The following is a 17,974-nucleotide window of genomic DNA, read 5'->3' on the forward strand; positions in this document are numbered from 1 at the left end:
ATCACCTCGCCCGGGCGCCGGGTGGCCGGGGCGTGCGGGCCGGCGGCCGGCGGACCCGCCAGCCCGCGGTCCGCCGGAACCGGCGGCGACGCACCGGGGAGACGTGGCGGCGCAGCTCGGTGAGGTCGGCGGCCTGCGCGGACGGCGCCGCCCGCACCAGCCGCTCGGCGTCCTCGTGCCCGAGCGCGTGCATCAGCCGGCGTCCGGTCAGCGGGTGGCTGCGGTGCACGGCCGCGGCGGCCCGCTCCGGCGCGACGCTGCGCATCACGTCGGTGGCCTTGTCGGTGCTCAGCCGGGCGAGCAGCTCCGCGAGCTCGTCCCCGTGGAGCTGCCGGAAGCCCGCGGTCGCGGTGCTGAGCTGGACCACGTGGCCGCGGCTCGAGGTCAGGTGCAGCTCCTGCCAGTCCACGGCGACCGGCCGGGTCCGGCCGGCCAGGAGACCGAGGCCGATCCGCCGCAGCACGGCGCCCACCCCGACGTCGACCGCGGCCACCTCGAGCCGACCGTCCTCGTTGCGGAGCAGGAAGACGTCGGCGACCCGGGACAGCCGGTGACCCTCGAGGTCGACCACCTCGGTGTCCAGCACGTCGCGCGCCAGCAGCAGCTCGTCGTTCTCGAGCGGCAGGTCCGTCGCCGCCACCGCCGCCCCCGGCAGGTCGGTCCCGGGCGGCAGCGTGAACGGGTCGGTGCCGGTCGCCGAGACCTGCTCCCAGGGCAGCAGGTACGTCGTCCGCCGGTTCGCCCGGACCAGGAGCCGGTGCACGACCGGGTGCGCGACGTGCAGGCGGACGCTGAGGTCCTTCACGCGGCCGATCCGCCTGCCGTCGGCGGTGACTACCGGCCGGCCGACCAGCCCGGACAGGAGCAGCGACGATCCGCCCGATGCTCCTGTCCTGCGCGCCTCCACCCCCTCGTTGTAGGTCGGCGCCTCGCAACGACGCCAGGGGCCAAGGTCTCGCGTCCGGGACGCCGCGAGGCCCCGGGATCGGCGCCGGATCGCCGCTGCCTTTGACCGTCTTCGTCGGGTTGTCCGGCCATCGGCCGGGCGATCGTCCGCAATGCGGTTGCGACGCCTCCGCGACGAGGTGTTCAGTGAACTGGACGAAGCACGGGAGGCGATGGACGTGCAACCCTCGTCAACGGTCACACCCGATCGTGAACGCCCCGACGGCCCTGCCCCGGCCGAGCCCCGGCTGCCCCGGTTGACCCGGTGGCTGCGACCCCTGGTCGACGCGGTGGCGCGGGTCCCGGCCGGCATCCACCGCAAGCTGCTCTTCGGCTTCCTCGCCGGCGCGGTCCTGCTGCTGGCGATGGCCGTCCTCAGCCTGGTCGTGATCGGTCGCATGGAGGACCGGATGGTGGACCTGAGTGGCCACGAGACCAAGGTGAACCGCGCCCAGCAGATGCTCTACGACGTCACGGCGCAGAGCCACTACCGGGCCATGGAGCTGTTGCTGCTGCGGACCGACCCGCAGGAGGCGGCGAGCTACAACGACAAGATCGTGCTGAAGAAGCAGCAGTTCGGCAGCCTGCTGAACCGGATGGAGCGGGCCGACCCCGCCGAGGCGGCCACCTACCGCGACATCCGTGCGGCCAACGCCGTGTACGCCAGGTCCAGCCGGGCCGTCCAGGCGCTCGTGGCGGCCGGTGACGTGCCGGCCGCGGTGAACCTGCACATCGCGCGAGAGCATCAGCAGTCCCACGTGCTCGAGGACCAGCTGATCACCCCGCTGATCAACCGGTCCACGGTCCAGATGGACCAGGCCCGTGCGGGCTTCCGCGCCGACCGCACCTTCTTGACCACCGTGGTGGTGGCTTTCTCGGCGGTGAGCGTCCTGACCGCGCTGATCCTCGGCTTCCTGCTGTCCTGGGCCATCATCTTGCCGGTCAAAAGGATCGACCTCGCGTTCGCGAGGATCACCACCGGCAACTTCGCCGAGCGGGTCCGGCTGCCCAACCGCGACGAGCTCGGCCGGCTCGGCGAGAACCTGAACCGGACCAGCGCCCGGCTGGCCTCGCTGTTCAACGCCGAACGTCGACTGGCATCGCGGCTCACGGAGACCAACGAGTCCCTGCAACGCGCCAGCGAGGCGAAGTCGCGCTTCCTCGCCAGCGTGAGCCACGAGCTGCGCACCCCGATGAACGCCATCCTCGGCTTCACCGAAGCCCTTCTCGCAGGACTGGACGGGCCGTTGAACGCGGACCAGCGCACCTCGCTCGAGTGGGTGCAGCGCGGAGGGCGCGACCTGCTGGCCCTGATCAACGAGCTGCTCGACCTCGCCAAGGTGGAGTCCGGCAGGATCACCCTCGCCCCGGGGCCCCTGGTCCCCCGGGACGTCGTGGAGACGGTGGTGGAACAGCTCCAGCCGCTGGCCCAGCAGAAGGGACTCCGGCTGACCTGCTCCTCAGCCGACGCGCCGGCCGAGGCGATCCTGGACGAGCAGCGGGTGCGGCAGATCGTCGGGAACCTGATCGGGAACGCGCTCAAGTTCTCCGACGAAGGGGAGATCCACGTGCTGGTCGACGGTGCGGCGGAGGGCAGGCTGCACGTGGCCGTCCAGGACCACGGCCAGGGCATCCCGCTGGAGAAGCAAGAGGTGATCTTCGACGAGTTCCGTCAGGCCGACGACGGTTCGGGCGGGACCGGTCTGGGGCTGGCGATCAGCCGCCGGCTGGCCCGGGCCCAGGGCGGCGACGTGACGGTCGAGAGCGAGGAGGGCACCGGCAGCGTGTTCCACCTGCTGCTGCCGCTCGACTGCCGCCCGTCCCTGCCCGTGCCCGGAGCCGAGGAGCCCCGGCCCGTCGGCGCAGCGGACCGCCTGCTGCTCACCGTCGACGACGACCCGTCCGTGGCACCGCTGCTGGAGAAGATGCTGACCGGTCACGGCTACCGCGTCGTCGCCTCGGAGCGGGCCGACCTGGCCGTCGAGGACGCCCGGCGGCTGCACCCCGACGTGATCCTGCTCGACCTCCTGATGCCCGAACGGGACGGTGCCGAGGTCCTCGACGACCTGCGGGCCGACCCGGCCACCCGGGACATCCCGGTCATCGTCGTCTCGGTGGTCGATCGCACGGAGGTCCCTCCGGACGTCGACGGGGCGCTCAGCAAGCCCATCGACAAGGCGTCGCTGCTCGCCGCGCTGCACGGGTCCGAGCCTGCACGGGTGACGGTCTGATGGCCGGCCACGGGCTGGGCACGGGGAAGGGGTTCCTCCGGTGAGCCGGGAGCGGGCCCTGGTCCTCGTGGTCGACGACGAACCCGCCAACCTCGCGCTGCTGGACAAGCTGCTGCGCCATCTCGGCTACGACGTCGTGCAGGCGTCGGACGGACTGCAGGCGGTCGCCGCGGTCGCCGAGCACGAGCCGGACCTGGTCTGTCTCGACGTGCTGATGCCCGGCCTGGACGGCATCGAGGTCTGCCAGCGGCTCCGGGCCCAGCCGGCGTACGTCGGGCTGCCGATCCTGCTCGTCACCGCACTGAACCGTCCCGAGGACAAGGTCCGCGGACTCGAGGCCGGAGCCGACGACTTCCTCTCCAAGCCGTTCGACGAGAGCGAGCTCGCGGCCCGGGTGCGCTCGCTGCTGCGGATGAAGGCACTGCAGGACCGCCTCGGCGACCTGCTCCGGCGCTACGTCAGCGACAGCGTCGCCGCCGAGGTGCTGCGGGCCCCGTTCGCGGTGGACATGCGCGGCGACCGCCGGCACGTGAGCACGCTGTTCGCCGACGTCCGCGGCTACACGGCGCTGGCCTCGCAGCACCAGCCCGAGGCGGCCCTCGACCTGCTGAACCGCTACCTCACCGTCGGCACCGAGGCCGTGGAGGCCTTCGGCGGCACCGTGGCCGAGCTGCTGGGGGACGGGGTGTTCGCGTTCTTCGGGGCCCCGGTCCTGCACTCCGACGACCCCGAGCGCGCGGTCCGCGCCGCGGCGCGGCTGCAGGTCGAGATCGGCCGCCTGGAGATCCCCTCGTTGCCCGGGGTCCGGCTCCAGGCCGGGATCGGGATCACCACCGGCGAGGTGATCGCCGGGAACATCGGGTCGGAACGGCGGATGCACTACGCCGTGGTCGGCGACCCGGTCAACGTCTCGGCCCGGCTGCAGACCGCCGCCGGACCCGGACAGATCCTGGTGGACGCCGCCACCCACGACTCCGTGGGCGACCTCGCCGTGTGGCAGGACCTGGGGAACCTGCGGCTGGCCGGCAAGGGCGACTGGACGCGCGTCTACAACATGGTCGAGCTGCGCCCCTGATCCGGCGCCATCCCCCGGCGCCGCCTGCCCGTCCCCAGCCGTCGGATGGACGGCCTACCCGGCGACCAGGCGCAGCGCGAACCCGCGCAGCGTCCCCGCCTGGTCGTGCCAGACCCGTCGGGCGGTCTCCGGTGAGCGGACCGCCAGCGCCAGGTGCTCGACCCGCTCCTCGTCGCCCTGCACCAGGGTGATCGCCGGCCCCACGGCCGGACGCCAGGTCAGCGCACCGACCGGTGCCAGCGGCTCGAGCAGCCGCTGCCACCGCTCCCGGGCGGCCCCGATGTCACGGGTGCCGATGACCAGCCCGACCGCGTCCAGGACCCCGAGACGGCCGCCGTCGCACTCCTGCAGGAGCCGCCGCCGCTTTGCGAGGTCCTTCGGCTCCGGCAGGTGGTAGTCGCACACGAAGACGCCCGCGCTCGGGCCGATGAAGTCGGAGAGGTAGAGGTTCGTCCAGGCCGGCCGGCCGTCGCGCTCGAAGTGCGCGGGCGCCGACCGCGCGAGGGAACGGCGGTCGACCTCGGCGAGGTAGCCGTCGTCGACGGGCCGCGCCGGACGCAGGGCGATGCCCTGGACCTGCGGGGGCTGGTGCGCGAGCGACCACGGCGTCTCCGGGTTGGAGTCGATGATCTCCAGCTTGATGCTGCCGAGGCTCACCCCGCCGCTGGAGAACGTGCCGAAGGACGTGAACGGCCAGAGCACCGGCAGCCCGAGCTGCTCGACCAGCACGTCGAACCCGGCCGACGCCTCGGCCATCGGCACGTAGACATGGTCGACGCCCTCGACCAACGCCTCCATCGCTCCTCCGATTCCGCGGTAGGACAGGCACCAGCCTCGCCCCGGCGCCGCCCGGCGCAGCAGGGGCGAAGGTCAACTGCCCCGTGATGGGATGAGAAGGTCCCGCATCAACGACACGAGGAGGCGCGCGTGCCCGGCTATCCCGTTCTCATGCACACGGTCCTGGACACCACCGACGTCCGTGGCCTCGCCGAGTTCTACCGACAGTTTCTCGGGCTGTCCTACCGTCCCGGTGACGAGCCTCCGACGGACGGCGGGACGGATGACGCGGACTGGCTGGTGCTCGTGGACGCCGACGGCAGCCGCACGCTCGCCTTCCAGCAGGTCCCCACGTTGGCGCGGTCCACCTGGTCCTCGCACGAGGTGCCGCAGCAGCTGCACCTGGACTTCCGGGTGCCCTCGCTCGAGGAGCTGGAGCGACACCGCCGGCACGCAGAAGAGCTCGGCGCCACCCTGCTCCTCGACCGCACCGACGACCCGGGGGAACCGCTCTACGCGCTCGCCGACCCGGCGGGACACCCGTTCTGCCTCCTGGTCGGCTCGGCGTAGCGGTCCCTGCGGGTCCGGCCGAGCTGCTGCCGACGCCTGCGAGGCCGCTCCCGGCTAGAGGAACTGGGCCGGGTCGAAGTCGTCGATGGGGATGATCCGCACCCGCGGCAGCCGCTCGTTGAACGCGAGCACGTCGTACTCGAGGTCGAAGGTGGCCAGGCCGCGCTCGGCCAGCTGGGCGAACGCGCTGTTGCGGAACTCGACGAACCCGACCAGGCCGACCCGGCGGCCGTCGAGCAGGTCGCCCACCTGGTCGACGAAGTCGCCGTCGTTGCTGACCAGCATCACGTCCGCGTCGCGGCGGCGCAGCTCGGCCAGGGTGCGCTGGATGGCGATGTCGACGACCTTCTCCCCGGCGGCGCCGGAGAGCGGGATGGGACGGTAGCCGATCGCCAGCAGGGCCTGGACGAACGGCATCGGGAGCTCGTTGTTGGCGGCGAGGAAGAACAGGCCGGTGGCGGGCTGTGCCCAGCGGTCCTGGGCGAACTGCAGCAGCCGCTCCCACCGCGGGCGCTCCTCCGAGCGGGGGCGCCGTCCCAGGATCGAGCCGCCGAGGGTGGCGTCGATGTTCTCGCCGTCGATGAGGACGTACGTGGTGCGGGGTTCCTCGCTCATGGGAGGAGACTACGGGCGGGTGGGTTTCGGCGCTGCGTGGTGACATGTCGCCCGTGGCGGCCGGGTCGCGGCCCGACCGGTCCGGACCGCACGGGCTCACCAGACGTCCTACGCACCGCCCTGAGGCATCCTGGAAGCATGTCGGGCCTCATCAAGATGCTGCTGGCCGCGGCGTTGGTCCTCGTGCCCGCCTCGTACGTCGTCGGGCGGGTCGTCGGGCCACCGGCCGCGCCGACGTACAGCCACGAGCAGCGGGGCTCCTCGGGCGCGGCCTCGCCGTCGGCCCGGCCGACCTCCGCGCACCCCACCCCGTCCAACACGCCTGCTCCTGCCGGCCAGATCCGGGCGGTGGCGGGTCATCGCGCCCCGGCGGTCGGTCCGAGCGAGGCGCCGTCGTCCCGCACCGCCCATGCCAGGCCGGCTCCGACGCGCGCCCGGTCGACGGCCCCCACCCCGCGCGCGAGTGAGCCGGACGCGGCGCCGTCCCCCTCGGCGACCGCACCGAGCCCCGGCCCGAGCGACCTGCCGAGCAGCACCCCGAGCGACACCCCGTCGGCGGTTCCGAGCGACACCACTACCGCCGTGCCGAGCGACACCCCCGACGCCACCCCGAGCGAGGAGCCGAGCGATGCGCCGGGGCCGCAGTAGCCGGTGGTTCCTCGGCTCAGTGAACGGCGTGGCCGCCCCCGCCCCGACGCGACAGAGCCGCACCGACTGCAGCGGTGCGGCTCTGGTCGGGAGGGCTGGCTCTCCGCGGCACGTGCCACGAGGCCACCCCAACGAGTGTCGACTGCGTCGTCAGGACTTGAGCAGTCCGACGACCTTCTGCGCGGCCTCGGTGCTGGACGCAGGGTTCTGGCCGGTCACCAGCTTGTCGTCGACGACCACGAAGGGCGCCCACGCATCTCCCGAGGAGAAGGTTGCGCCGGCCTCGCGCAGGCGGGACTCCAGCAGCCAGGGCGCCTTGTCGGCGAGCCCGGCCTGCTCCTCCTCGGCGTCGGTGAAGGCGGTCAGGTGGCGCCCGGCGAACAGCCAGGAGCCGTCTGCGCGCTTGGCCGGCAGCAGACCGGCCGGGCCGTGACAGACCGAGGAGACGACCTTGCCGCCGTCGAGCATGGTCACGAGGATGCGGCCGAGGTCGTCGCTGATGGCGAGGTCCTCCATCGGGCCGTGCCCGCCGGGCACGAAGACGGCGTCGTAGGAGCCGAGGTCGACATCGGCGAGGACCAGCGTCGACTCGAGCCGGCCCGCGAGCGCGTCGAGGGCCTTGCGCTGCTTCGCCGACTCCTCCTCGCCGATCGTGTCCGGGGAGAGGCTGCCCTCGTCCACGACGGGCGTCTTGCCGTCGGGGCTGGCGAGGTCGCACTCGATCCCGGCGTCGGCGAAGACCTGCAGCGGGGACAGCAGCTCTTCAGCCCAGAAGCCGGTCGGGTGCTTGGTCCCGTCGCTGAGGGTCCAGTGGTCGGAACCGCTCAGGACGATCAAGATCTTCGGCACGAAGGTACTCCTCGAGTCAGGGCATGGACGCCGAACGGCGCCCCTTCACGACGGTACCCACGAGATGGTCGGCTCAACGCCGCAAGCGCTCGGTTCTGCCGAGGGGTCGCGTGAGAACACGCACACGCACCCATGGTCCTCAGAATCAGCACCCATGCGCCGTCCGAGCCAATGACCGCGTCCGACACTTCGATGTCCGGTGCGTGCCCCAGGAAGCCCGAGATGTCTCCCGGAATCCGGGATGCAGTCGGATGCGCCTTACATGGGTCCGTTCGAGTCACGGTCCTCGATGTGGAGTCCCTCAGCGAGCACCTGGAGGCCGCTTTCGATTCCTCATTGGGGTGCCGGTGCGGGGGCAGGTGTGACCGCGACATCGCGAACGCCCGACCCTGACTCGTAAGGCAGTCTCTTGGGCACCGTCATCGCGTAGTGGGTTGTAGCCGTCGGTTGGTCAACGAACGTTGCGTGGCCGGCCGCGTCAGAGGTCACCCGGTCCGTCACGATGCCGTTCTCCCCAGCGCGGGTGATCGCGACGGTCGCGCCGGCACGTGGCCTCCCGTCGCTTGTCACGGTGATGTGGAGCGTGACGGAGTCACCGGACGTGATCTCGGTCTCGCCCGTGATGACCACGCTGGTCGCGACGGTGTAGGTGGAGACCATCGCCCTCTCTGTGGTCGTGCGATACCGGGCCGACGCTGCGAGTTCGAACCGGTACTCGGTGTCGGTCACCGGCCTGACGGAAAGACCGAACCCGCCAGAGGCGGAGGTGTCGATGGCGCCACGGCGCACCCAGGTGCCGGAACCGACCGGGCGGGAGAACCAGGTGACGACACGATGGGCGACAGGGCCGGTGGTGGCTGTCACCGAGCCAGTGAGGACGCTGTCGGTCCGGGCCGGAACCCTCGTCGGGCTGGCGCTCACGCGCATGGTGGTGGTCTCGGGAGGAAGGCCAGAGCCACCCGCAAGGTCGACGAATCGGTACCCATGTGCGCGGTAGTAGGCGATGACGCGGGGCAATGCCGCGACGGTGTTGCTGCGATTCGACGACACCTGCGACTCAAGCTCATGGCTGGCCTTGCCGTCGTGAAAGAGAACCAACGGATGCGTCTGTGCACCTCCGGCCGTAGCGCGGCCGACGATGCGTTGGGTCGCAGCGGCCGTCGTCCTCCCCGGCTGCTTCCAGTCCTCGCTGTCGATGCTCCACATGACTACCGCGGTACCGATGGCCCGGGCGGCGTCGTACATGCCGGAGGTCTGGTATCCGCCGGGCGGCCGGAAGAAACAGATCGGCTTGTTCGTGCCGGTGGACAGCACCTGGTTGGTGCGATCGAACTGGTCGGCTACGTAGCTGCGGGTCCAGCCGCCGGAGACCTGGCCGGGGTAGTCGTGATCGAACGTGTGACCAGCGACCAGGTGGCCTTCGTCGGCCACCTGCTGAAGGATCTTGGGTCGGGCTGCGGCGTGCCGTCCGGTCATGAAGAAGGTGGCTCGCACGTTGTTGTTGCGGAGGATGCGCAGCACCTGCGGGGTGAACGCCGTCGGGCCGTCATCGAACGTGAGCGCCACCGTCTTCCCCGTGCCCGGCGCTGAACGCACGGGTCCAGCGGCTCGGGAACATCGTTCCCCAGCAGTGGTCGTGACCTGGGTCGAGAGGGTGACTCCCACGGTCACCAGCAGCGTGAGCAGCGACAGGGTCGACGCAGACATGCGGCGGGCGCGCGTCATGGTTGCCATGGAATCCCCGGTAATAGTGCGAAGTACGAACGATAGATGTCCGATTTCCTCGGGAAAATACTGGTTCAGTGACGTGAAATCCTGCGATTTCGTGAAGCGATCTCGTTATGTGCCAACCCGTGCGAGGCGACCGCGGGTGGACTTCAGGCAATGGGTCTGCGGCGGCTGCCGCCATCCTCGCCCTCCGAACGGTCCACCTCATCGCGATCCCAGCGGGATCACCAACAGAAGGACCAGAGATGTCGGACTCCCCCTGCGATCCTGCTCTTGAGCTCGCCGGTGGTCACCCGCAGAACTCAAGCCGCGGCGACACGTAGGTGGCTCAACGCCCTGGTCGCCAGTGGGGCTGGTAGTCCCGGTGCCAGGCGAACCGGCTCGCGATCAACTTGATGACCTCCGAGCCGAGCACCGTCGCCTCGTCGGGAGCCCCGACCGGAGTGGCAACACGTGGAGTTCCCTGCACGCGCTGCATCGACTCGACGCACGCCGCGATCAGGTCCTTGTCCCCGCGGGAACGCTGAAGCAGCGCGCCTCGACCCACCATGCGGTCGAGGAAGTCCGAGTCCATCTGTCGCTCCGCCGGCAGCGGGGTGTTGAGGATGACCGCCTCCTGTTCGGCGTCGAGACGCTCGAGCACAAATCGCAGAAGGCCCCGGTCGTCACTGTCGTCATGCATGGCAGGACCGTACCGCCGCGGGCTCTGCGGCCGCCCGCGAACGCGACGCGATGCCGGGTCACGAGAGAGTCCCCGAGAAACCGCCTCAATCCAGGAGCGGGCAGCACGAGAGCCGCCACGACGGGTGTCGTGGCGGCTCTCGTTCAAGAGGGCTGGCTCTCGGTGGCGTGACCACCGGGACCGGCAATTCTGCGAAGATCTTCGCTGACTTTTTGCGAAGACCCCTGGTGGAGCTGGCGGGAATCGAACCCGCGTCCTCGAGCGCCGTTCCAGGGCTTCTCCGGGTGCAGTTCGTGGTGACGTTTTCTCAGCCCAGGCACTCTCACGAACACGTCGCCTACAGGCTCAGCCACAGAAAAGTCCCGATGTGTCCTCGTGGCCCGGACACATCAGCGAGCCTCCTAAATGAGGCCAGGATCTAGAGCGGAGGCGCCCCTAGTCTGACCCGTCGGTCTCGCCTCAGGCGGCGAGAGCGAACGAACTGCGCTTAGCGTTGGCAGTTATTGGTTTCCAGGGATCGTTTACGAGATGACCTTGGATCCTCGACCCGCTTCCCCTGGGACTAACGTCCCAAGTCGAAACCGATCAGCCCCTCTTGAGTTGTCAAACCGGCACGACCTGCGTGAACCGGCCTCACCACTGTATCTGGTGGAACCGCTCCGGCGCGCGGCCTATTCCCCCGGCCGCCCGATCCGGGGTCACCGGACGCGGGGATCCGGGACGCCGAACAGCCTGCTCCCGTTGCCCCAGCAGACGTCCCGCAGCCAGTCGTCGCCGAGGTCGAGCCGCTCGAGGGCGTGCAGCTGCTGGGCGTAGGGATAGGGGATGTTGGGGAAGTCGGAGCCGAGCAGCACCTTGGGCTGCAGGTCCCGCAGCCGGGGCAGCAGGTCGCGTGGGAACGGCGCCATCTCCTCCCAGAAGTCGGTGAACGCCATCGTGGTGTCGAGGTGCACCCGCTCGTGCTTCTCGGCCACCGCCATGAACTCGTCGTAGTGCGGCGCACCCATGTGCGCGAGCACCAGCGTGAGGTCCGGATGCGCGGCCATCAGCGCGCGCAGCGGCTCCGGCCCGGTCCGCGGCGTCGCCACCGGGCCTGAGTTGATGTGGATGACGACCGGCGTGCCGGCGTCGGCGAGCGACCCCCAGACCGGCGTCAGCAGCGGGTCGAGGACGTCGAAGTCGCCCACCTGCACGTGCACCTTGAACACCTCGGTCCCGGACTCGATCCGAGCGGCGACGTACTCCTCGACCCCGGGCTCGGGGAAGAACGTCGCCGAGCCGATCACCTCCGGCACGGCCGCGGAGAGCTCCGCGGCCCAGCCGTTGAGCCACTCCGCGACCTCGGGGCGGTGGGCGTAGGGCAGCGCGGTGAACCGGCGTACGCCGAGCGCGCGCAGCTGGGCGATCCGTTCCTCGTCGTCGCCGCGGTAGTGCAGCGGCCAGGGCCGCCCGATCAGCGGGCCGGCGTTGTCGAACTGCTCGCGCACCCGGGCCAGGATCGACGGCGGCAGAAAGTGCACGTGCACGTCCACCAGCCCGGGCAGCCCGAGGCCGGCCCACCAGCCGGGGACGCCGGAGTCGTCGAGGGGCACCGCCGGGCTCAGCGGTCCATGCCCTTGGCGCGGCGGTCGATCGCGGCCTGCACCTCGCGGTTCGCCTGCTTCTCGGCCAGCGCGTGCCGCTTGTCGTAGGACTTCTTGCCGCGGGCGAGGGCGATCTCGATCTTCGCGCGGCCGTCCTTGAAGTACAGCGCGAGCGGCACGATGGTCAGGCCCTTCTCGGTGACCCGCCGCTCGATCTTGTCGATCTCGGCCCGGTTCAGCAGCAGCTTGCGCTTGCGTCGCGCCGGGTGGTTGGTCCAGGTGCCCTGGGTGTACTCCGGGATGTGCACGTTGTGCAGCCACACCTCGTGCCCGTCGATCTCGGCGAACCCGTCGACCAGCGAGGCCCGCCCGGCGCGCAGCGACTTCACCTCGGTGCCCTGCAGGACCATGCCGGCCTCGTAGGTGTCCTCGATGTGGTAGTCGTGCCGCGCCTTCTTGTTCTGGGCGACGACCTTGTGCCCCTCCTGCCCCTGCCCTGCTGCCATGACCCGATTCTCGCATTGCGGGGCAACCGGCTTCCGGTGAGGTCGTGGCCCGCTGGCAGAGTGGGTACGACGCACGCAGCACGTGACTTGCGACGAAAGGACACATCTGATGACGGACGTAGCCAACCAGGGCTCCAACGGCGACGACCAGCGGCCGGTGCTCACCACCCGCCAGGGCCACCCGGTCCACGACAACCAGAACCAGCGGACGGTGGGCGCCCGCGGCCCCGCGACGCTGGAGAACTACCAGTTCCTGGAGAAGATCAGCCACTTCGACCGCGAGCGCGTCCCCGAGCGGGTCGTCCACGCCCGCGGTGCGCTGTCCTACGGCACGTTCACCGCCACCGGCAAGGTCGGCGACCAGCCCGCGTCGACGTACACCCGCGCCAAGCTCTTCCAGGAGGCCGGGAAGGAGACCGAGGTCGCCGTCCGGTTCTCGACGGTGGCCGGCGGCCGCGACTCCTCGGAGGCCGCCCGCGACCCGCGCGGCTTCGCGGTGAAGTTCTACACCGAGGACGGCAACTGGGACCTCGTCGGGAACAACCTCGGCGTCTTCTTCATCCGCGACGCGATCAAGTTCCCCGACCTGATCCACTCCCAGAAGCCGGACCCGGTCACCTTCGAGCGGCAGGTCGCCAACCGGGTCTTCGACTTCATCTCGCAGACCCCCGAGGCGATGCACATGGTCACGCTGCTGTTCAGCCCGCGCGGGCTGCCGGCGAGCTACCGGACCCAGCAGGGCTTCGGCGTGAACACCTACAAGTGGGTCAACGAGGCCGGCGAGACCCAGCTGGTGAAGTACCACTGGCTGCCGAAGCAGGGCGTGAAGAGCTGGACGGCGGAGGACGCCGCCAACGTCCAGGCCAACGAGCTCGGTGCGCACACCAAGGACCTCTACGACGCCATCGACGCCGGCGACTTCCCCGAGTGGGACCTGCACGTGCAGCTGATGGACGACCGTGAGCACCCCGAGCTGGACTTCGACCCGCTCGACGACACCAAGGTGTGGCCCGAGGAGCAGTTCCCGCTACACCACGTCGGCACCATGCAGCTCAACCGGGCGCCGCAGAACATCTTCGACGAGAACGAGCAGATCGCCTTCGGCACCGGCGTGCTCGTCGACGGCCTGGACTTCTCCGACGACAAGATGCTGGTCGGACGGACCTTCAGCTACAGCGACACCCAGCGCTACCGGGTCGGCGCGAACTACCTGCAGCTGCCGGTGAACCAGGCCAAGAACGCCCAGGTGCGAACCAACCAGCGCGACGGCCAGATGTCGTACGGCGTCGACCCGGCCGGCGAGAACCCGCACGTCAACTACGAGCCGTCGACCCTCGGCGGGCTCCAGGAGGCCCCGGCTCCCCGCCACGACGAGCAGGGTCCGGAGATCACCGGCCGGCTGACCCGGCAGCGGATCCCGCTCACCAACGACTACCAGCAGGCAGGCGAGCGCTACCTGCTCTCCGAGCAGTGGGAGAAGGACGACCTGGTCGCCAACCTGGTCGGGGCGCTCGGGCAGTGCGACCGCCCGATCCAGGAGCGCATGGTCTGGCACCTGCTGATGTGCGAGGACGAGCTCGGCCTCCGCGTCGGCGAGAAGCTGGACCTCTCCCCCGACGACGTGCGCCACCTCGAGCCGTTGCCGAGCCAGACCCTCACCGAGGACGAGCTGCAGCGCCGCTCCAACCTCGGCAAGAACGGGCCGCGCGACGTCTCCGGCAAGACGATGACGCACTGCGTCCCGAACGAGCACGTCAGCGTCAGCCGCTGAGCCCGGGGGCGGCCGGTCCACCCGTCCGGCCGCCGCCACCAGCAACGAGCGCGCCCCCCTTGTGCATCGGGGGGCGCGCTCGTCCGCGCTCAGGCGGGGCGGGTGGACCGGGTCAGATCCAGTTGGCCGGGTCCACCGGCGAGCCGTTCTGAAGCACCGTCCAGTGCAGGTGGCACCCGGTCGACCAGCCGGTGGTGCCGACGTAGCCGATGACCTGGCCGCGACGCACGTGGTCGCCGACCGAGACCGCGTAGCTGCTCAGGTGGTTCGAGATCGTCGCGATGCTGACGCCACGGTGGATCCCGTGGTCGATGACGACCCGGTTGCCGTACGCGGTCTGGAAGTACTTCTCGATCACCACGCCGGAAGCGGCGGCCTCGATCGGGGTGCCGCAGGCGGCGCCGAAGTCGATGCCGTCGTGCAGCGAGCGGTAGCCGTAGATCGGGTGGGTCCGCCAGCCGAACGGCGACGTGACCGGCCCGGGCACCGGGCGCAGCAGCTCGCCGCTGCCGCCGTACACCGGCACGTTGGCGCCGCTCGCGTCAGCCGCAGCGGCGGCGGCGGCCGCCCGGCGGCGGGCCTCCTCGGCCCGCTGACGCAGGATCGCCGCGATCCGGTCGCGCTCGAACTCCAGGCTTTGCAGCGTCGCGAGGTCCGCCTGGCGGGCCTTCTCGGCCTCCACCCGGGCGTCCTTGCGGAGCGAGACCAGGCTGCGGACCTGCGTCTCGGCGTCCTCGGCGGCCTGCTCGAGGCGCTGCTTGCGCTCGAGGTTGCGGGCCGCGGCGCGCCGCTGGACCGCGACCTCGGCCTTGGCCTCCTCGACCTGCTGCTCCTGGACGGTGAGGAGGACCTTGGAAGCCTCGAGGCGCGAGAGCGTCACGGCCTCCTTGTCGATGACGTTGCGCACCGAGTTCAGCTGACCGGTCAGCGCGGAGGGGTCCTGGCTGGTGAGGACCATCGAGAGGCCCATCAACGACGGGTCGCCGCTCTGGTAGTTCTGCACCACGATCTGGCCGAGCTCGTGCTCCTGCTCGGCGATCTTGGCGTGCCCCTGCTCGAGGTCGGCGCGGGCCCGGGCCAGCTTGGCGATCGCCGCCTCGAGCTTGGCCTGCATCTGCCGGTCGAGCGCCTCGGCGGCCGCGAGCTCACCGCGGGTCCGCGCCAGCTTGGCCTGCGCCTGCCCGAGCTGGGCCTCGGCAGCCTGAAGCGCCGCCGTGGCGGCGCGCAGCTGGCCGCTGGACTCCTCGAGGTCGTCATGCGCACCCGAGAGGTTGCGCTCGACCTTCGCCTTCTTGTGCCTGAGGTCGTCGGCCGACGCCAGCGGGACCGCAGCGAGGCCGAGCACCATGCTGCCGGCCGCTACGGCGGCCATCACGCGGCGACGGGTAGTGCAGGGGAAGATGCCCACCGGTCTGCCTTAGCTGTTGTCTTGCTCGAGAACCACGACGACGGTAACCGAATCCGATCAGACTTTTAGGTATTTCCGGGTCATAATCAGCGTCGGCACCAAAGTCAGGGCCAGGCCGATGAGGGCGATCCAGCCGACCGCGGCGAAGCCGTCGGCCCAGTCCACCCAGGCGACGATGTTCGAGGTCGGTCTCAGCGTGTTGTAGATGACCGCCCACATGAACAGCAGGAGCGCCCCGGCGGCGAGCCCCACCCCGACCAGCGCGGCCACCAGCGACTCCATCAGGAACGGCAGCTGGATGTAGAGGCTCGACGCGCCGACCAGCCGCATGATGCCGATCTCGCGGCGACGGGCGAAGGCGGCCAGCCGGATCGTGTTCCCGACCTGCAGCACCGCGGCGATCACCAGGAAGATCGCGATCCCGATCGCCCCCCACTTCATGACGTTCATCCAGAAGTAGATCGGCTTGAGCACCTCACGCAGGTCCCGGACGCTGTTCACGCCGGGCAGGCCCTGCACGGCGCTCTTGATGCCCATGAACTTCTCCGGGTCCTTGAGCTGGATCCAGTAGGACTCCTGCATGTCCGAGGGCCGGATCGACTCGTAGACGCGCTGCTCGGTCTCGTCGTTGGAGACGTAGGCCTCGCGCCACTTGTCGTAGGCCTGCTGCTTGGTCTCCAGCCGCCACGAGGCGACCTCGCCGTTGCTGTCCAGCACGTCCTCGATGGACTGTTTCTGGGCGTCGGTGACCTCGCCGTTGACGCAGTTGGCGGTCGTGGAGTTCTGGTTGCACAGGAAGACGGTGATCTGGAGCTTGCTGCCCCAGTAGTTCTCGGCCTTCTGCGCCTGCGCGTTGAGCAGCAGGCCCATCCCGACCAGGGTGAGAGAGACGAAGATCGTCACGATGACCGCGATCGACATCGAGACGTTCCGCTTCAGCCCGTTTCCGAGCTCGGAGAACACGTAGGTCAGCTGCATGAGGAGGTTCCTGAGGGGTCGACTAGTGCTGGTAGCCGTAGACGCCGCGCGACTGGTCCCGCACGACCTGGCCGTTGGACAGTTCGATCACTCGTTTGCGCATCTGGTCGACGATCCCCGCGTCGTGGGTCGCCATCATCACGGTGGTGCCGGTCCGGTTGATCCGGTCCAGCAGCTTCATGATCCCGACCGAGGTGTTCGGGTCGAGGTTTCCGGTCGGCTCGTCGGCGATCAGGATCATCGGCCGGTTCACGAACGCCCGGGCGATCGCCACGCGCTGCTGCTCGCCGCCGGAGAGCTCGTCGGGCATCCGGCCGCCCTTGCCCTCCAGGCCGACCAGCTCGAGCGTCTCGGGCACCACCTTGTTGATGTGCGAGCGCGGCCGGCCGATCACCTGCAGCGCGAACGCGACGTTCTCGGTCACGGTCTTGTTCGGCAGCAGCCGGAAGTCCTGGAAGACGGTGCCGATCTGACGGCGCAGCGCGGGCACTTTCCAGGAGGCGAGCCGGTTGATCTCCTTGCCGGCGACGTAGACCTTGCCCTGCGTGGGCCGGGCCTCGCGGAGGACCAGCCGCAGGAAGGTCGACTTGCCGGAGCCGGACGCGCCGACCAGGAAGACGAACTCGCCCTTCTCCAGCTCCACGGTGACGTCGTCGAGCGCCGCGCGGCTCTGGCCGGGGTACGTCTTGGTGACATTCTCGAAGCGGATCACAGGGGCAGCTTCCGGCCGGGCTCGGGGACACAGGGGAAGCGCCGCGGCTCACCACGGCTTCCGGCCAGTCTTGGAGTCTAGGCGACGACCCCGAGAGTCCCGGACACGCCCCACTGCTCGGTGTGCCGTCATAATCGGCACCCATGGGAGCACCGAGCACAGACCCTGCTCCGGGTCGCGGGCGTCGGGCCCGGCCCGGGCGAGCGGGTCGCCGTACGCCGGCGGTCCTCGTCGCGCTGGGCCTGCTGGGACTGGCGGCCACCACGCTGGTGGTCATCGCCGGCATCTCCGGCACCGGCGGCGACCGGGGCGCCGGCGACCCGGCCGGCGGTCCCGCGGTCGGCGCCTCCTCCTCCCCCTCGGCGTCGCTGGCCGGTCTGGACCTGAGCAACCTGCCGCTGGCCCGCGCCCCGTTCTGCGACCGCATCGACGACGACGCGGTCCCGGAGGTCCTGGCGGCGCCGGTCGAGGACCGCGACGAGTGGGCGGTCGGCGATCGGGCGCGGCTCGAGCCCGGGCTGCGCGACGTGGCCCACGAGTACGGCTGCCGCTTCTCCGCCGGGGACGTCGTCGCCGACGCCTGGGTGTTCGCGGGCCCGGTGAGCAGCTCCGAGGCACGCAGGCTGGTCCGCTCCGCCGCGACCGACGAGGGCTGTACGCCGGCGGAGGCCGCGCCGATCTTCGGCCGGCCGGGGAGCACCACGGTGTGCAAGGAGTCGGGGACCATCGAGGTGACCGCCCGCGGCCTGTTCGACGACGCCTGGTTCACCTGCCGGCTGACCACGCCGCGGGCGACCGGCGGGCCCGCTGCCGGCGTGGCGGAGCGGGCCGAGCGCTGGTGCGTGCACGTGGTGACGACGGTCGGGGCCCGCCCCTGAGCGGGCTGCCCCGCCGGG

Annotated in this window: 17 protein-coding genes and 1 other RNA gene; 6 read left to right on the forward strand and 12 right to left on the reverse strand. The window is 70.6% G+C overall.

Annotated elements, in window-relative coordinates; all coding sequences use genetic code 11:
- Position 1 precedes the first annotated feature (1 nt).
- Positions 2-1,258 carry a PRC-barrel domain-containing protein gene (locus tag H9L09_RS22380; protein ID WP_281390819.1) on the reverse strand — a complete coding sequence of 419 codons (1,257 nt, stop codon included), beginning with the start codon at positions 1,256-1,258 and terminating at the stop codon, positions 2-4.
- On the opposite strand from H9L09_RS22380, the gene H9L09_RS03585 reads away from it, so the two are divergent.
- Positions 1,203-3,176, forward strand: a complete 1,974-nt coding sequence (locus H9L09_RS03585) for an ATP-binding response regulator (RefSeq protein ID WP_187579370.1) — start codon at positions 1,203-1,205, stop codon at positions 3,174-3,176. The two genes, H9L09_RS22380 and H9L09_RS03585, sit on opposite strands and share 56 nt — an antisense overlap.
- Before the next feature lie 40 nt (positions 3,177-3,216).
- Entirely contained in the window at positions 3,217-4,251 is a 1,035-nt protein-coding gene (locus tag H9L09_RS03590) for an adenylate/guanylate cyclase domain-containing protein (protein WP_187579371.1), read from the forward strand.
- Between the two features lie 54 nt (positions 4,252-4,305).
- Here the strand turns inward: H9L09_RS03590 and H9L09_RS03595 are convergent, their stop codons facing one another.
- Positions 4,306-5,049: a hypothetical protein gene (locus H9L09_RS03595; protein ID WP_187579372.1), complete on the reverse strand. Its 744-nt coding sequence runs from the start codon at positions 5,047-5,049 to the stop codon at positions 4,306-4,308.
- Positions 5,050-5,178: 129 nt separating this feature from the next.
- Between H9L09_RS03595 and H9L09_RS03600 the strand changes: the two genes are divergently transcribed.
- Positions 5,179-5,598 carry a VOC family protein gene (locus H9L09_RS03600; RefSeq protein ID WP_187579373.1) on the forward strand — a complete coding sequence of 140 codons (420 nt, stop codon included), beginning with the start codon at positions 5,179-5,181 and terminating at the stop codon, positions 5,596-5,598.
- Between the two features lie 54 nt (positions 5,599-5,652).
- Here H9L09_RS03600 and H9L09_RS03605 read toward each other — a convergent pair whose 3' ends face one another.
- Complete coding sequence (locus tag H9L09_RS03605; protein ID WP_187579374.1) at positions 5,653-6,213, reverse strand: NYN domain-containing protein; 561 nt, start codon at positions 6,211-6,213, stop codon at positions 5,653-5,655.
- Between the two features lie 138 nt (positions 6,214-6,351).
- Between H9L09_RS03605 and H9L09_RS03610 the strand changes: the two genes are divergently transcribed.
- Positions 6,352-6,861, forward strand: a complete 510-nt coding sequence (locus H9L09_RS03610; RefSeq protein WP_187579375.1) for a hypothetical protein — start codon at positions 6,352-6,354, stop codon at positions 6,859-6,861.
- Between the two features lie 150 nt (positions 6,862-7,011).
- Here H9L09_RS03610 and H9L09_RS03615 read toward each other — a convergent pair whose 3' ends face one another.
- The 6 genes from H9L09_RS03615 to smpB all read right to left on the reverse strand — a co-directional run bounded on the left by H9L09_RS03615 (position 7,012) and on the right by smpB (position 12,209).
- Positions 7,012-7,710: a type 1 glutamine amidotransferase domain-containing protein gene (locus H9L09_RS03615; protein WP_187579376.1), complete on the reverse strand. Its 699-nt coding sequence runs from the start codon at positions 7,708-7,710 to the stop codon at positions 7,012-7,014.
- Positions 7,711-8,043: 333 nt separating this feature from the next.
- A complete protein-coding gene (locus H9L09_RS03620) occupies positions 8,044-9,435 on the reverse strand; it encodes a polysaccharide deacetylase family protein (protein WP_187579377.1) in 1,392 nt (463 codons plus the stop codon).
- A 331-nt stretch (positions 9,436-9,766) separates the two neighbouring features.
- Entirely contained in the window at positions 9,767-10,120 is a 354-nt protein-coding gene (locus tag H9L09_RS03625; protein WP_187579378.1) for a hypothetical protein, read from the reverse strand.
- A 225-nt stretch (positions 10,121-10,345) separates the two neighbouring features.
- Positions 10,346-10,713, reverse strand: a transfer-messenger RNA (tmRNA) gene (ssrA, locus tag H9L09_RS03630).
- Positions 10,714-10,818: 105 nt separating this feature from the next.
- Complete coding sequence (locus H9L09_RS03635) at positions 10,819-11,712, reverse strand: amidohydrolase family protein (protein ID WP_246456246.1); 894 nt, start codon at positions 11,710-11,712, stop codon at positions 10,819-10,821.
- A gap of 8 nt (positions 11,713-11,720) precedes the next feature.
- Positions 11,721-12,209 carry an SsrA-binding protein SmpB gene (gene smpB / locus H9L09_RS03640; RefSeq protein ID WP_187579379.1) on the reverse strand — a complete coding sequence of 163 codons (489 nt, stop codon included), beginning with the start codon at positions 12,207-12,209 and terminating at the stop codon, positions 11,721-11,723.
- Between the two features lie 109 nt (positions 12,210-12,318).
- Here smpB and H9L09_RS03645 point away from each other — a divergent pair, with 109 nt between their 5' ends.
- A complete protein-coding gene (locus tag H9L09_RS03645; RefSeq protein ID WP_187579380.1) occupies positions 12,319-13,980 on the forward strand; it encodes a catalase in 1,662 nt (553 codons plus the stop codon).
- 112 nt (positions 13,981-14,092) lie between these two features.
- On the opposite strand, the gene H9L09_RS03650 is transcribed toward H9L09_RS03645, so the two are convergent.
- The 3 genes from H9L09_RS03650 to ftsE all read right to left on the reverse strand — a co-directional run bounded on the left by H9L09_RS03650 (position 14,093) and on the right by ftsE (position 17,078).
- Entirely contained in the window at positions 14,093-15,352 is a 1,260-nt protein-coding gene (locus H9L09_RS03650) for a M23 family metallopeptidase (protein WP_246456439.1), read from the reverse strand.
- A 93-nt stretch (positions 15,353-15,445) separates the two neighbouring features.
- Complete coding sequence (gene ftsX, locus H9L09_RS03655) at positions 15,446-16,366, reverse strand: permease-like cell division protein FtsX (protein ID WP_187579382.1); 921 nt, start codon at positions 16,364-16,366, stop codon at positions 15,446-15,448.
- 22 nt (positions 16,367-16,388) lie between these two features.
- On the reverse strand, positions 16,389-17,078 hold the full coding sequence (gene ftsE, locus H9L09_RS03660) for a cell division ATP-binding protein FtsE (RefSeq protein WP_187579383.1): 690 nt from the start codon (positions 17,076-17,078) through the stop codon (positions 16,389-16,391).
- Between the two features lie 143 nt (positions 17,079-17,221).
- Here ftsE and H9L09_RS03665 point away from each other — a divergent pair, with 143 nt between their 5' ends.
- Entirely contained in the window at positions 17,222-17,956 is a 735-nt protein-coding gene (locus H9L09_RS03665; protein ID WP_187579384.1) for a hypothetical protein, read from the forward strand.
- Positions 17,957-17,974: the final 18 nt, after the last annotated feature.

It is taken from the genome of Nocardioides mesophilus (assembly GCF_014395785.1).
Lineage (GTDB): Bacteria > Actinomycetota > Actinomycetes > Propionibacteriales > Nocardioidaceae > Nocardioides_B > Nocardioides_B mesophilus.